This window comes from Aestuariivivens sp. NBU2969 (genome assembly GCF_019931125.1).
Taxonomy (GTDB): domain Bacteria; phylum Bacteroidota; class Bacteroidia; order Flavobacteriales; family Flavobacteriaceae; genus Aestuariivivens; species Aestuariivivens marinum.
Map to the genome: position 1 here is coordinate 66,358 of NZ_JAIOUU010000006.1, position 14,346 is coordinate 80,703.

At 34.6% G+C, this 14,346-nt stretch carries 15 protein-coding genes; 9 read left to right on the forward strand and 6 right to left on the reverse strand.

Annotated elements, in window-relative coordinates; genetic code table 11:
- The first annotated feature begins 38 nt into the window (after positions 1 to 38).
- Complete coding sequence (locus tag K7G79_RS06660) at positions 39 to 497, forward strand: pyridoxamine 5'-phosphate oxidase family protein (protein WP_223550367.1); 459 nt, start codon at positions 39 to 41, stop codon at positions 495 to 497.
- A gap of 47 nt (positions 498 to 544) precedes the next feature.
- Here K7G79_RS06660 and K7G79_RS06665 read toward each other — a convergent pair whose 3' ends face one another.
- The 3 genes from K7G79_RS06665 to K7G79_RS06675 are packed head-to-tail and all read right to left on the reverse strand — an operon-like array spanning position 545 to position 3,092.
- On the reverse strand, positions 545 to 1,528 hold the full coding sequence (locus K7G79_RS06665) for an MlaD family protein (RefSeq protein ID WP_223550369.1): 984 nt from the start codon (positions 1,526 to 1,528) through the stop codon (positions 545 to 547).
- A 13-nt stretch (positions 1,529 to 1,541) separates the two neighbouring features.
- Positions 1,542 to 2,318, reverse strand: coding sequence for an ABC transporter ATP-binding protein (locus tag K7G79_RS06670; protein WP_223550371.1), 777 nt, complete (start codon positions 2,316 to 2,318; stop codon positions 1,542 to 1,544).
- A gap of 3 nt (positions 2,319 to 2,321) precedes the next feature.
- The gene (locus K7G79_RS06675) at positions 2,322 to 3,092 is read right to left on the reverse strand and encodes an ABC transporter permease (protein ID WP_223550373.1); all 771 of its coding nucleotides are present in this window, start codon (positions 3,090 to 3,092) and stop codon (positions 2,322 to 2,324) included.
- Between the two features lie 225 nt (positions 3,093 to 3,317).
- On the opposite strand from K7G79_RS06675, the gene K7G79_RS06680 reads away from it, so the two are divergent.
- Entirely contained in the window at positions 3,318 to 3,920 is a 603-nt protein-coding gene (locus K7G79_RS06680) for a hypothetical protein (RefSeq protein WP_223550375.1), read from the forward strand.
- A 147-nt stretch (positions 3,921 to 4,067) separates the two neighbouring features.
- Here K7G79_RS06680 and K7G79_RS06685 read toward each other — a convergent pair whose 3' ends face one another.
- Positions 4,068 to 5,771, reverse strand: a complete 1,704-nt coding sequence (locus K7G79_RS06685; protein ID WP_223550376.1) for an AarF/ABC1/UbiB kinase family protein — start codon at positions 5,769 to 5,771, stop codon at positions 4,068 to 4,070.
- A gap of 1 nt (position 5,772) precedes the next feature.
- Positions 5,773 to 6,144, reverse strand: coding sequence for a hypothetical protein (locus K7G79_RS06690; RefSeq protein WP_223550378.1), 372 nt, complete (start codon positions 6,142 to 6,144; stop codon positions 5,773 to 5,775).
- Positions 6,145 to 6,281: 137 nt separating this feature from the next.
- Here K7G79_RS06690 and K7G79_RS06695 point away from each other — a divergent pair, with 137 nt between their 5' ends.
- Complete coding sequence (locus tag K7G79_RS06695; RefSeq protein ID WP_223550380.1) at positions 6,282 to 6,689, forward strand: HPP family protein; 408 nt, start codon at positions 6,282 to 6,284, stop codon at positions 6,687 to 6,689.
- Positions 6,690 to 6,723: 34 nt separating this feature from the next.
- On the opposite strand, the gene K7G79_RS06700 is transcribed toward K7G79_RS06695, so the two are convergent.
- Complete coding sequence (locus K7G79_RS06700; protein ID WP_223550382.1) at positions 6,724 to 7,728, reverse strand: 2-hydroxyacid dehydrogenase; 1,005 nt, start codon at positions 7,726 to 7,728, stop codon at positions 6,724 to 6,726.
- A gap of 383 nt (positions 7,729 to 8,111) precedes the next feature.
- Between K7G79_RS06700 and K7G79_RS06705 the strand changes: the two genes are divergently transcribed.
- Genes K7G79_RS06705 through dsrP form a run of 6 tightly spaced genes read left to right on the forward strand, consistent with a single transcriptional unit; the run spans position 8,112 to position 14,328 of the window.
- Positions 8,112 to 8,351: a hypothetical protein gene (locus K7G79_RS06705; protein ID WP_223550384.1), complete on the forward strand. Its 240-nt coding sequence runs from the start codon at positions 8,112 to 8,114 to the stop codon at positions 8,349 to 8,351.
- Positions 8,352 to 8,354: 3 nt separating this feature from the next.
- Positions 8,355 to 10,682, forward strand: a complete 2,328-nt coding sequence (locus K7G79_RS06710) for a molybdopterin-dependent oxidoreductase (RefSeq protein WP_223550386.1) — start codon at positions 8,355 to 8,357, stop codon at positions 10,680 to 10,682.
- Between the two features lie 3 nt (positions 10,683 to 10,685).
- Entirely contained in the window at positions 10,686 to 11,375 is a 690-nt protein-coding gene (locus K7G79_RS06715) for a nitrate reductase cytochrome c-type subunit (RefSeq protein ID WP_223550387.1), read from the forward strand.
- A complete protein-coding gene (locus K7G79_RS06720; RefSeq protein ID WP_223550389.1) occupies positions 11,372 to 12,001 on the forward strand; it encodes a cytochrome c3 family protein in 630 nt (209 codons plus the stop codon). The genes K7G79_RS06715 and K7G79_RS06720 overlap by 4 nt, the downstream gene beginning before the upstream one ends.
- A gap of 19 nt (positions 12,002 to 12,020) precedes the next feature.
- Complete coding sequence (locus K7G79_RS06725) at positions 12,021 to 13,100, forward strand: 4Fe-4S dicluster domain-containing protein (protein WP_223550390.1); 1,080 nt, start codon at positions 12,021 to 12,023, stop codon at positions 13,098 to 13,100.
- A gap of 10 nt (positions 13,101 to 13,110) precedes the next feature.
- Positions 13,111 to 14,328, forward strand: coding sequence for a sulfate reduction electron transfer complex DsrMKJOP subunit DsrP (dsrP, locus tag K7G79_RS06730; RefSeq protein ID WP_223550392.1), 1,218 nt, complete (start codon positions 13,111 to 13,113; stop codon positions 14,326 to 14,328).
- Positions 14,329 to 14,346: the final 18 nt, after the last annotated feature.

The window sequence follows — 14,346 nt, forward strand, 5'->3', positions numbered from 1 at the left end:
ATCAAATAAATTAGTTGCATAATTAACCAGTTGTAGAAATGATTCTTAAATTAGGAAAATCTAAATGTTACCAATTGCTCCAAAATAATTTTATAGGGCATTTGGCATATATTTATAACAACCACCCTTACATAGTGCCTATTACATATTTTTACGATAATAGTGCTAATGCTATAATTGGTTATTCGGGAATTGGCCATAAGATAAAGGCCTTGCGTATTAATAGTGCTGTGTCATTAGAAGTTTCTGAAATAGATTCCGTTAATAATTGGAGATCTGTAGTGGCTTATGGCGTCTACGATGAATTTATTGGAAGTGCTGCCAAAATTAATTTGCATAAATTTACAGAAGGTGTAAAAGGTTTAATTAAATGGAAAGAGGGGAGAGACTTAAAGTTTTTAAGTGAATTTTCCAGTAAAATATATAAAGAAGGCACACCTGTAGTTTTTAAAATAGATATAGATGATGTTACAGGAAGAGAACGCCAATTTATGTAGAACTTTGTTCCACTTCATTATTAATTTACAGGTTTTATAAAAATCATTTAATTACTTGTTTGCTTTTCTTTTTCTTGCCTCTCTAACTTCTTAAAGTACCGTTTTGTTAAAAAATTATGCTTTAAAGCTTCCATGTTTTGGTTAAACTTATCAGTTCCTTCGTTAATATTTTTAATGGATTGCTCTAGATTTCTTACGAAATCTTCATCCTTAAATAGGTAATCTACTGCTCCTTTACCATTTTTGTAGTCAGTAATGGTTTCATTTATATTGTTTATTACCATTTTAATCCCTTCTGAAGAAGCTTCGAGATTAGTAAGTAATACTCTTACTTTTTGCGCTTCAATGGAATCGTTTAGTAGTATACCGGCAACACTTTCATTAAAATTTATGGTATTGATTATGGAGTTAAGGGATTTCATGGACTTGTTGGCTTCGATGCTCATAATACGTAATTGATTAACAGTTTGCTTTAAGTTATGGGATACAACGGTATCATTAATAAGCATACCAAAGGTGCCTTTGCTATCTGCCATTGCATCTGCTATATTGAGTAATTTTGCGGTTAATAAGGCTGCATTTTCATTGGTTACATTTAAAGTGTTGAGCATTTCGTTTGTACCAATTTTGGTGTAAGATTTAATGACATCTCCAGATGAAATCATATCGGAATTCCCTTTTCCTGGGATAATATTTACTATCATGTTACCTACTAGACCATCGGTTCCTATGGTTGCAATTGCATCTTTTTTAATATGCTCTACCATTTTTTCTTCAATGGTCATGGTGACATTAATTGTTGAGTCGTTTATCATTGAAATAGTCTTTACCGTACCAATGTTTATTCCAGAATAGCGCACATTATTACCGTGCATAAGGCCATTTACATTATTAAAATTAGCACTAATAGTAAAGGTTTTTTCAAACATATTTTGGCGATTACCAATTAAGTAAATGGTTACCACAAAAACAATTAGCCCTATTATAACTAAGAGACCTAAATAGAGTTTTTGATTGTATGTTTTTTTCATGATATATATATATTTATTTAAAGAATGCTTTTACCTTGGCATCATTTGATGCTTGTAATACGTCAAAGGTTCCCTCGGCATAATTGATGCCATCTATTAGTAATATCATACGCTCCGAAACAACTCGGGCACAATCCACATCATGAGTTATTATAAGGGACGATGTTTTGTATTGCTGCTGCACACGTCTCATAAGTTCAATAATTTCTTTAGCAGTTATTGGATCCAGCCCACTAGTTGGTTCGTCGTACAGAATGATTTTAGGTTTCAATATTAAAGCTCTCGCTAATGCGATTCGTCGTTGCATACCACCAGAAAGTTCAGCTGGCATTAAGTCTATGGTATGGGCCAAACCTACACTTTCTAGGACTTCAGTTACGAGTTGTTTTGCTTCGGTTATTTTACCAAACTTATGTTTATGTCGCCTTAAAGGGAATTCTAAATTTTCTCTTACAGTCATGGAATCGTAAAGTGCGCTTCCTTGAAATAGAAAACCAATTTCGGTTCGTAATTCGTCTAAATCTACTTGATCCAGCTTAGCTATATCTTTGTTCATTATTTTAACACTGCCAGAATCAGGTTCCATTAGCCCTACCAAACATTTTATCATCACAGACTTTCCTGAGCCCGACCTACCCATTATTACAAGGTTTTCACCTTCAAAAAGTAACAAGTTAAATCCATTTAAAACTGTGTGATTACCAAATGTCTTTTTTAAATTTTTAATTTCGATTATAGGCCTTTTATAGTTTAAAGCTTTTCGTTTTTGTATGTTTTGTGTTAGAGTCATCTTTTAAATTTCAAAAAATATGTCTGTTACAAAAACCGCAATAAAGTCTATAATAAACAAAAGCATGGATGAAAATACGACTGCAGAATTTGCCGCCAAACCAACCCCAACTGTTCCTTTATTACAATAATAACCTTTGAAGCACCCTACCAAACCAATGGCAAATCCAAAAAAATAGGTCTTCAGCGTAGCAGGAATTATATCACCAAACCCTAGAGCATTAAAAACTTTGTTAAAGTAAAGCGGAAAGGAGACATCACCTTTTAGGTTTTCTACTATATAAGAGCCATAAAGCGCAATGGCGTCACCTAATATTACTAATATAGGAAGCATAAATGTAGTGGCAAGCACCCTAGTAACCACAAGGAAATTAAAAGGGTTAGTTCCCGAGACTTCCATGGCATCAATTTGTTCTGTTACGCGCATGGAACCTAATTCGGCTCCAATTCCAGAAGCAATTCGACCAGCAAATGTTAGTGCAATAATTACGGGGCCAATTTCCCTAACAATCGATATGCTAACCATAGAGGGCATCCATGATTCAGCCCCAAACTCCTCAAGAGTTGGTCTTGTCTGTAATGTAATTACAAGACCTATTATAAAAGCGGTAATACCAACTAATAGAAAAGATCGGTTTCCAACATTGTAACATTGTTTTAAAAACTCATTAAATTCAAAGGGCTTTTTAATAAGTTCTTTAAAAAACCTTCTAGCAAAATTTGTGAGTTCGCCAATTTCAACAAAGAACGCTTCTATTTGGATTAATTTGAGCATATTAGGTTTTTTCAAATATTTAAATTTATGATATCACTCCTATATATAAAATGATTAAAATCATTTGATCTCCCATAGTTTACTAAAAAACTTTAGAGATAAACTATAAATTATGCGCAAAAAGTTATTATGATTTTTTAGTTATCAATAGGCAAAACTGATGCTCGTCATTGTACAAATTCGATATTGTTAGGATATTTAATAGCATTATAAATTCAATCCATCATGAAAAATAAAGAAGATATTCAATTTGTTGAAAAAATAATTAGAGCCCTTAGAAAATCGGCTATAGAATTAGAAGAATTTCAAGTCAAATCTGCTTTAGGAAAGGCAGAAGCTCAAGATAAGTACGAAGAAGTAAAGAAGAAATTTAACCTATTTCTTCACAATAGTGAATTTAAAATTAAAGGCATTAGAGAAAAAATAGAAGAACTACATACCAAATTTGATGAACTTCGTGTACAATTGGCCTTGGGAAAAGCAGAAACAAGAGAGGTTTTTAAAAAACAAAAAAAGCAATTGTTAACCACTTTGCATGATATTGAAGTAAAAATAAAGACTAATGAGACGTTAAATAGAATGTATGCGCTAACACTTATTGAAATAGAGCAGTTTAAAATTCAGTTGGAGATCTTAGAGCAAAAGTTTAAAAAAGACAAAAGAGCAGCCAATGAATCATTTGAACGGGGTAAAAATGAGTTCAATAGTTTTATAGATAAATTTAAGGGTAAATATGCTAGGAAAAAAGAAGAAACCAGACTAGAACATTTCCAAAATGAAATATCTGAAGCCTATGGACATTTTAAAAATGCATTTTCTAAACCTTGAACTAAATAAGGAAACCTAAAATACCATCCTAAATACACGAAGGGATTCCACAATAAGATAATCTTCTAAGCAACTTTTTGGAATCCCTTGCTCTGTTTTAAATAATAATTAAACTTATCGTTTAGTTCATTGTTAAAATGAATGTAACTAATAGTCATAATCACCTTTTTTGATATTGGAGACCATTCCAAAACCTATAATTACAGCAGAGGCAAAACTTAAAATACCCAATACAGAGATACCTTTTAAAAGTGGAGTGATTTCGAAAATGATAAACAGGGTTGCTCCAACAATTAGAGCTACCATAATAAATGCGGCAATTAATTGTTTTGTTATTCTTTGAAGGGTATGTACCATTGGGTCTATACCTTTATGGGTTAAATCAACCTTTATTTGTCCAGAATTTATTTTACGTATTGCATTCTTCAAATCTAAGGGGAATTCATCCATGTAATCGGTTAATTCTACGATTGAGTTAACAATTTTCTTACCCATTAATATAGGGTTGTATGTTTTTGTGGCACTACTTTTTAAATAGGGCCTTACAATTTCAAATTGTTCTAAGCTGGGGTCGAGTTTTTCAATAACACCTTCAATGGTAATTAATGATCTTGCAAAAAGGAAGAAGTAAGTAGGTACTTTTAAGCCATGGGCGATGATGATATCTTTTAGTTCTAATAGAATGGTGCTCATTTCATTTTTATGGACATCTCGAACATAATATTTTTCGACAAATTCGTTAATATCAAATTCTAAATCTCTCCTATTTAAAATGGGAGCATTATTTGAAAGTTGCTGTAATGTTCTAATTATCTTTTTTACATCTTTATTGTTGATGGCAATAAACAGCTTTCCAAAAATTAAAATATCTCTAGGTAGCATGCTTCCCATCATTCCAAAGTCTAAATAGCAAATATGATTGTTGGGGAGCACCAATAAGTTTCCAGGATGCGGGTCTGCATGAAAGAACCCATATTCAAAAATCTGTTTGAAATAACTTATCGATAGTCTACGGGCAATAATTTTGGTGTCAATGTTTTTAGACTTTAATTTTTCTATTCTATCTATTTTTGTTCCTGAAACAAACTCCAATGCTAAAACTTTTGTTGTTGTGTACTCTTGGTATACTTTGGGAGCCTTGGCAAACTGTTCTAAAGAGTGGTCGTTGGCCAAGTTATTGTAAAACCGCTGTACATTAACAGATTCATTTATAAAATCAAGTTCTTTTAATATTGAAGCCTCAAAATGCTTAACCAATCCTACAGGATCGAAACTTTTTAAAGAGGGTATTTTTTTCTCTAATACATGGGCTATTTTGTACATAACCTTTATATCTTCGACAATTACATTATAAATGCCAGCATGTTGTATTTTTAAGGCAACCCGTTTACCTGAGTGAAGGGTTACTTTGTGTACTTGTGCCATAGATGCAGAGGCAAAGGGTTGCGGTTCAAACCAAGCAAAGAGGTTTTCAACTGTATCTTTAAGTTCAGATTCAACAACTGTTTTGGCCATACCTTCAGACATTGGAGGAACATTATCTTGAAGCTTTTCCAATTCTAGGGTTAATGCCAGCGGTACTAAATCTGGTCTATTACTCAATATTTGCCCAAACTTAACAAAAGTGGGGCCGAGTTCTTCGCAGACCAGCCTCATTTTGGCCCATTTACTATACTTGGCAACGCGTTTTTTTGTGGTACTGGGAATTAATTTTTGAACAAAGGTATAATGTTTGTTTTCTTCCATATACTGAACCAAATCTTCAAAGCCATATTTTATCAAGACCTTTAGAATTTGGTTATATCTGGAGATGGATTTAATTTTTTTTACGATGTCAATTATAACTCCCATATTATTTTGTTTCCAATTTATTGAGTCTGGCCTCCAATAAGGCAACAGTATTATCCAGTTTTTCAATTTTCTCATATAATGACTTGATGTCATCGGCATGGGCCACGTTTATTTTTTTATAGAATTTCACGATCAATTCTTCTATTTTTTCATAGAGTTCTTCTTTGAGTTCATTTGTTTTTAAAATAACCTTATCTAAAAACTCCAGTTCGTTACCATTTTCGTCTAATCTTGATTCGGCCATGGCTTTATTAATATTATCTTTTCCTTTTTCTGATAGTTCATTTATTCTATCCAAAAGTTTGGTGTCTCTTGCTAAAACATAAATGCTGGAACTTAGGGTGAGCAACTCTATTATTGTTTTAGTTTTCATGAGTTTATAGTTTAAATTTTATCATTACTAAATGTATTAACAAATAAGATCATTTAATATGATTTTAATCATTTTAGGAAGGAGTCTAATGTTTTAATTTTAAATTGTTCACCACCCAAAGTTTTAAATACAAACAGATGAAACGCAATTCCATAATACCAGTAATGACTAAAAAAGTGGTTTTTGTGTCCCCGGAACAAAATCTTTTGGACGTCAAGCATATTTACGAGAAAAAAAAATGGCATCACCACATACCTGTTTTAGAAAATGAAAGATTAGTTGGTATGGTTAGTTTGGTAGATTTCATGTATAATATTGTAGGAGCAGGAATGAATGACGATCATGAAGTTTATAAAAAGCTTAAAGTAAAGGATATCATGACACAAAAACCATTTTATCTAACAACCAAGGCAAGTGTAGAAGATGTAGCAAAAGTTTTATCTACACAATACTATCATGCTGTCCCCATTCTAGAAGATGATAAGTTGGTGGGTATTGTTTCAACTGCAGATATTATAAATTATTATCTCAATAAAGCATTGTAAGGTTTTAGTCCTTAAGAAGTTTTTATTATTATGTTTACTCTATTAAATTATAAGTGAGCTCATTTTCAGAAGAAGTATTGTTGCTCCAACAATCCAAATTATAAATGGTAGTTTCGGCTATATTGTTAAGGGCTTCATCTGTTAAAAAAGCCTGATGTCCGGAAAGTAGAACATGGGGCAGGGCGTTTAATTTTATGAGCAAGTCGTCTTTTGGAATATCTAAAGAACTATCTTTAAAAAATACTTTCCTTTCGTGCTCATAAACATCCATGCCCAATCCTGAGATATTTTTGTTTACCAATGCCTCAATAACATCTAAAGTATTAATGATAGCCCCTCTTGCCGTATTTATAATTATACAATTTGGCTTCATTAAACTAATAATTTTTTTATCAATTAGATGATGTGTATCTATGTTTAAGGGCAAATGGATAGAGATGATATCAGATGCTTTGCACAATGTTTCAAGTGAAACGTATTTTAATTGATATTGACTTGTTAATGACGTATTCGGAGCAGTATCAAAACCTAATAAGTTACAGCCAAAACCATGCATAATTTTGGTCATAACAGAACCTATTTTACCAGTACCTATTATGCCAACAATTTTATTGTTTAAATCGAAACCCGTTAAATTGTTTAAATCAAAATTAAATTTTTTTACTCGTTCATTGGAAAGAATTAATTTTCTATTTAATGCCAATAATAGCGTAACGGCATGTTCAGCAATAGCATTGGGTGAAAAGGAAGGAACATTGGCCACCTTTAAGTTTAGTTTATATGCAGTAGACAGGTTAACATTGTCATAACCAACCGATCTAAGTGTAATGTATTTTATGCCAAAATCCTTGAGTTTTTCTAAAACTATATTAGAAGCATTATCTGAAGCAAATAAAGAAACGGCTTGATAACCTATGGCTTTCATTGCGGTATCTGTTGTTAATGCATCATCAATAAAAGTAAGCTTGTGTTTTCTATTATTGGCTTTTTCCAAATAAGGAATTTCAAATGCTTTAGTGCTATAATTGAGGATTTTCATTTCAATTGATATTTATAGATAATTTCTCCATCCTTTGTTTGTTGGATTGATGTACAAAGTCTAATTCTGTAAGGACTTATTGATTTTTTTTGGTATTTAAATAATAGTTTTATGTTTTGATAATCTTTGTGCATTACAGATAAAGTTATTTTATTGAACCAAGATCAACAATGATATAAATCAGATATGTAAGTGTGTTTGATTATTGGTAATATTTAATGTAAGAGACACTGCTAATTTTATGGTTTAAATAAATGTATGTTTTGCAAAGACAATCTTTTTCTATAATCTTAGTAATTTTATATAAGTTTATTTTACTGATAAATGTCATATTCTTAAATTTTATAAAAAGATATTTTTGTCTTAATTTAAAATAAAATTAAATGCCCATTAAAAGTTATCTAGCACATTCGCATGAAGGTAAAAAACAAGAGCTTATTGAAGCCTTGTCTTCGTTGGAAAACTGTGAAGTTATCCCTGCCGAAAATAAAGAACTTCTAATAGTAGTAACAGATACAGAAGGTAAAATTCAAGACGAAATTTTAAAAGAACAAATTGAAGCCATAGATAGTTTAAAGTTACTAGCTATGGTATCAGGATTTAATACACCAAAAAACAAATAAAATATGTACACCTCTTTGACCAGTAGGAGAAGTTTCATTAAAAAAATGGCAGTAATGTCGGCAATGACGGCTGCTGCTAGCATGTTTCCAGGTATCATCTTTGCATCCGAACAAGAAGAAGGATTACCTGAAGGCGGTAATTTAGATTGGAAAAAAGCACCCTGCCGTTTTTGTGGCGTTGGCTGTGGTGTCTTGGTAGGCATTGAAAATGGTAAAGCTGTTGCTGTAAAGGGCGACCCAAATTCATCAGTAAACAAAGGGCTTTGCTGTGTCAAGGGGTATCATTCTGTTATGGCCATGTACGGTAAAGATCGTTTAACCATGCCATTGGTTAAGAAAAATGGAACTTATGTAGAAACATCAATGGAAGAGGCATTGGATTTGATCGCTTCAAAAATGAAGGATACCATAAAAAATCATGGTAAAGATGCGGTGTCTATTTATGGATCTGGTCAATGGACTATTCCAGATGGTTATGTGGCTTCAAAATTGTTTAAAGGTTGTATTGGCACTAATAATGTTGAGGCTAATGCCCGCCTGTGCATGGCTAGTGCGGTGACAGGCTTTTTAACTTCCTTTGGTATAGATGAACCAATGGGCTGCTATGAAGATATCGACCACGCTGATGTATTTGTGTTATGGGGGAATAATATGGCCGAAATGCACCCGGTATTATTTTCAAGATTACTGGATCAGCGTTTAAAGCGTGATGTTAAAATTATAGATTTTGCTACCCGTACCACCCGCACCAGCATGGCAGCAGATAAATCTATTTTGTTCAAACCGCAAACCGATTTGGCAGTAGCCAATGCTATTTGTTATGAGATTATTAAGAATGGATGGGTTAACAAATCGTTTGTGGAAAAACACTGTAACTTTAGTAAAGGGTTGACCAATATGGGTTATGGTTTGGAAGATAACTATAAGTTTACAGATAAACCTGAAAAAATAAGCTTTGAAGAATACAAGAGCTTTTTAGCGGATTACTCACCTGAGAAAGTTGAAAAAATTTCAGGAGTATCTGCTAAAGACATAAAATATATGGCGGCTTACTACGGTGATCCTAATAAAAAAATTATGTCATTATGGTGTATGGGCATGAATCAACATTCGCGCGGTACTTGGATAAATAATTTGGTATATAACATTCACTTATTAACCGGAAAAATTTCTACACCAGGGAATAGTCCGTTTTCATTAACGGGACAGCCCAGTGCCTGTGGTACTGTAAGGGAAGTGGGTACACTAACCCATAAGCTGCCACATGGTGTAGTGATGAACAAAGAACATCGGGAGTTTGCTGCTAAAATATGGGATGTTCCCGTTGAAAACATAGACCCTAAACCAACCTATCATACTGTAGAAATGTTTAGAGCCTTGGATAGGGGTGATATTCGCTTTATGTGGATACAGGTGACTAATCCTATGGTGACTATGCCAAAATTGAAACGTTATAGGGATGGTGCTAAAAAAGAGGGGCGTTTTATAGTAGTTTCAGACATTTACCCGACACCAACCACCGATATTGCCGATGTTATTTTACCATCAGCCATGTGGGTAGAACGAGAGGGAATGTATGGTAACTCTGAGCGTAGAACCCAGTACTTTGAACAGATGGTAGAGCCGCTGGGAGAGGCCATGAGTGATACCTGGCAACTTATAGAAGTCGCAAGGCGATTGGGTTACAAAAAACAATTTTATTACAAAAAAGAAACTCATATAGAAGAAATATATAATGAATACCGTCGTCATCATGACAATAAAAAACACAATATGGCTCCGTTGGAAGTTCTTAAAAAAGAATCGGGAGTCTTGTGGCCTTATGTCGATGGTAAATCAACACAGTGGCGTTTTAATGCACAATATGATCCTGCTTGTAGTAACGGGGAAGATTTTCATTTTTATGGTAAGCCAGATGGTAAGGCCGTAATATGGCAGCGCCCTTATGAGCCAGCTGCTGAGGAACCGGATAATGAGTATCCATTCTGGTTAAATACTGGCCGTGTGGTTGAACATTGGCATACGGGGTCAATGACACGTAGAATACCAGTATTGCATAAGGCCATGCCGCATAGTTATGTAGAATTAAATCCAAATGATGCTAAGCGTATGCAAATAAAAACTGGTGATATGGTCAAATTAACTACCAGACGTGGAGAAATTGTTCTGCCGGCAGCTATTAACCAAAGAGGAGTTCCTGCACCAATGCAGGTATTTGTTCCGTTTTTTGATGAAAATATGCTTATTAATGACATTACGTTAGACTCATTCTGTCCTATTTCTAAAGAGCCAGATTATAAAAAATGTGCCGTAAAAGTTGAAAAAGCATAAGTTATGAGAAAGCGATTAGGTATCATATCACTATTTGTTATTCTATTTATTGCTTTTATAACAATATGGAGTTTTAGTTATCAAACAGGACGGGAAGAAGCTTATATTCCTATGGAAAACACTAGTTCAACACCTGTAATTCCTTCTGAAACTGGAGTATTCCGACGTTCTGAGTTCGCTTTGGATTACAGTAATATGCCAATAGACAAAAACCATGAACGTACGTTAAAAACCTATTATAAAAACAGGGCTTACCATGGCGCACCCCCTACTATTCCGCATCCCGTAAAAATTGAACTTAGTATGGGAGGAAATACCTGTTTGCAATGCCATCATAATGGGGGTTTTACAGAAAAATTTAATGCTTATGCCCCGGTAACACCACATCCCGAAATGGAGAATTGTAGACAATGCCACGTACCACAGCATACAGAAACTTTATTTAAGGGTACTAATTTTCCAAAAATTACTGTGCCAGAGGTAGGGGTAAATAATGCATTACAGGGAAGTCCCCCAGTTATACCACATCAAATAGAAATGCATGAAAACTGTTTGTCCTGTCATGCCGGACCAAGTGCACCAAAAGAAATTAGGGTAACTCATCCAGAACGCATTAACTGTAGGCAATGCCATGTCCTAAACAATAAGGAAACTACTGATATAGGTGTTTTTAAAAGACAATCAATACAATGAAACATACTTACAAAAGATTATACATCATATTAGGTTTTGTGTTTTTTATGATGGTGCTTACCTCCTGCAAACATGGGGAAGGTGAGTACCATAGCATTAATGATAAAATAGAAGCAGAAAGCAAACATTATCTGGGCGTGACAGTATCATCTGAAGACCATATAGGCGATATTAAAACGATGCAAACTACTGAAGGAGAACATATGTTTTTAATACCCGAACGTAAAAGTCATATAAAATCCTATGCCTGTACAGAGTGCCATACCAAGTCATTGCAAGAAATGCAAAGCCATGATGTTAAAAAGGCCCATTGGGATATCGATTTAGATCATGCTAACGACAATACTATGAACTGTGTGACCTGTCATAATGCCAATAACATGAACGATTTAATAAGTATTACGGGAAACACTATAGATTTTAATAAAAGTTACCAATTGTGCAGTCAATGCCATTCAAAACCTTTTGAAGATTGGAAAGGTGGCGCACACGGTAAGCGTATTGGTGGTTGGGCACCGCCTCGGGTATCGATGACCTGTGTAAACTGCCACAATCCGCACCAACCGCATTTTGAATCGCGTTGGCCGGTACGTTTTAACACGCAAAAAGTAAAGGAAAGAGAATAGTTCTACTAAAAATAAATGTATGGGTAGCAACAAAAAGAAATGGTTTTCATTAAACCTAAGCAATAACAAACCAAATGGAACATCCTGTGGCTGTGGAAAACCATCGGATGGCTGTGGTTCGCATAATCCGACACCAAATAAGGATGAGCGTACCAAAGATGGTTTTGAGCAAGTTTTTGACGTAAAGATGAGCAGACGCACAGCTTTTAAGCAGTTAGCAGCAAGCTTGGCCATAGGGGCTGGTGCGGTAAGTACCTCATGTAGCATTATAGCAGGTGATGAAAGTAAGGAAAAGGCGCAAATAGACTGGGAAGAACAGTTTAAAGGTAATTATAAATTGATGAGTGATGATGAAAAGAAAGCCACGGTAGATCGTTTGGTGCGTTCATACCAATTGCGCACAGGAAAGACTTTAAACATGTCGTCTAAAAATGCTGAAAAGGATGTATTGTTTGGCTATGCGTTCAATATTTCGAAATGTCAGGGCTATATGGATTGTGTGAGTGCCTGTGTTGAAGAGAACAATCAGGACAGAAACTCGCAAATGCAATATATACGCATCCATGAAATGAAAGATGGCAAGGGTTTTAATTTTAATGAAGCCGATGATAATTATTATCATGAAGTACCTGCCGAAGGGCATTTTTATATGGGGACCCAATGTTTCCATTGTGATAATCCACCTTGTGTGGAGGTATGCCCAGTACAGGCTACGTGGCGTGAGGATGACGGTTTGGTGGTTGTGGATTACGATTGGTGTGTGGGCTGCCGTTACTGTATGGCGGCTTGCCCTTACGATGGGCGTCGATTTAACTGGAGTAAGCCCGAAGTACCCGAGGAAGAAATCAACAAAAATCAGCATTATCTAGGAAACCGCATGCGTAAAAAGGGTGTTATGGAAAAATGTACTTTTTGTGTCCAACGTTCTAGAGTTGGTAAAAATCCAGCTTGTGTAGAAGCCTGTCCTACAGGAGCACGAATTTTCGGTAATTTATTAGATCCTAACAGTACAATACGTTGGGTACTTGAAAATAAGAAAGTGTTTAGATTAAAGGAGGACTTGGGCACTGAACCTAAGTTTTGGTATTTCATGGATTAAAATACATATCATGGGGAGACTTAAAGTTTTTAAAAGTTTAGTAAAGGATAGTTTAGATGTTACTACACGCGGGTCTAAAAAATACCATTTATGGATGGGTTTTTTAACCTTAATGATGTTAATAGGGATGTATTGTTATTCCATTCAATTGGAGCATGGTTTGAGTGTTACTGGAATGACCGATCGGGTAAGTTGGGGTTTGTATATTTCTAACTTTACATTTTTGGTTGGAGTTGCAGCTGCGGCTGTAATGTTGGTTATGCCTACTTATGTTCTTAAGGATATTGACTTCAAGCAAGCAGTTTTAATTGGTGAGGGATTGGCTGTGGCCGCATTAATAATGTGCTTAGCATTTGTTATTGCAGATATGGGAGGACCTTCGGTATTATGGCATATGATACCTGGTATAGGGGTTTTTAATTTTCCTAACTCCATGCTAACCTGGGACGTAATTGTTCTTAACGGATATTTGTTTATAAACATTACCATACCATTTTACATTTTGTTTAGGCACTATCAAGGTAAGGAATCTAAATCCAGTGTTTATGTGCCTGGAGCATTTATCTCGGTGTTTTGGGCTGTGGCTATCCATTTAGTGACTGCATTTTTATATCAAGGATTACAGGCCAAACCGTTTTGGAACAATGCATTATTGGGACCTCGTTTTTTGGCATCCGCATTTGCTGCAGGTCCAGCACTAATTATTTTGGTATTGGCTGTAATACGTACCTACACTTCTTTTAAGGTTGAAGATAAAACCATTAAGAAGATTGCTATGGTAGTTACTGTAGCAGCTCAGATTAATCTTATCATGCTCATTTCTGAATTATTTAAAGAATTTTATGCTCCAACACATCATAGTGAAAGTGCCTATTACCTATTTTTTGGATTACACGGTAAGGATGCCCTTTTACCTTGGATTTGGACGGCCATTCCTTTAAATGTGTTGGCTACGGTTTTATTAACCTTCCATAAATTCCGTAATAATTTTAAAGTGTTATTCTTTTCTTGTTTTATTTTGTTTATAGCTATATGGATAGAAAAGGGTTTTGGTTTAATTGTACCCGGTTTTATTCCTGGACCTTATGGAAAAATTGCTGAATACTTGCCAACGGGTATTGAAATAGGTGTAACCTTAGGTATTTGGGCGTTGGGCGCTTTCGTATTTACTATTTTGGCTAAAACAGCGATAAGTATAGAAACTGGAAAACTTAGATATAAGAATTAACCATTTGCATTTTTCACA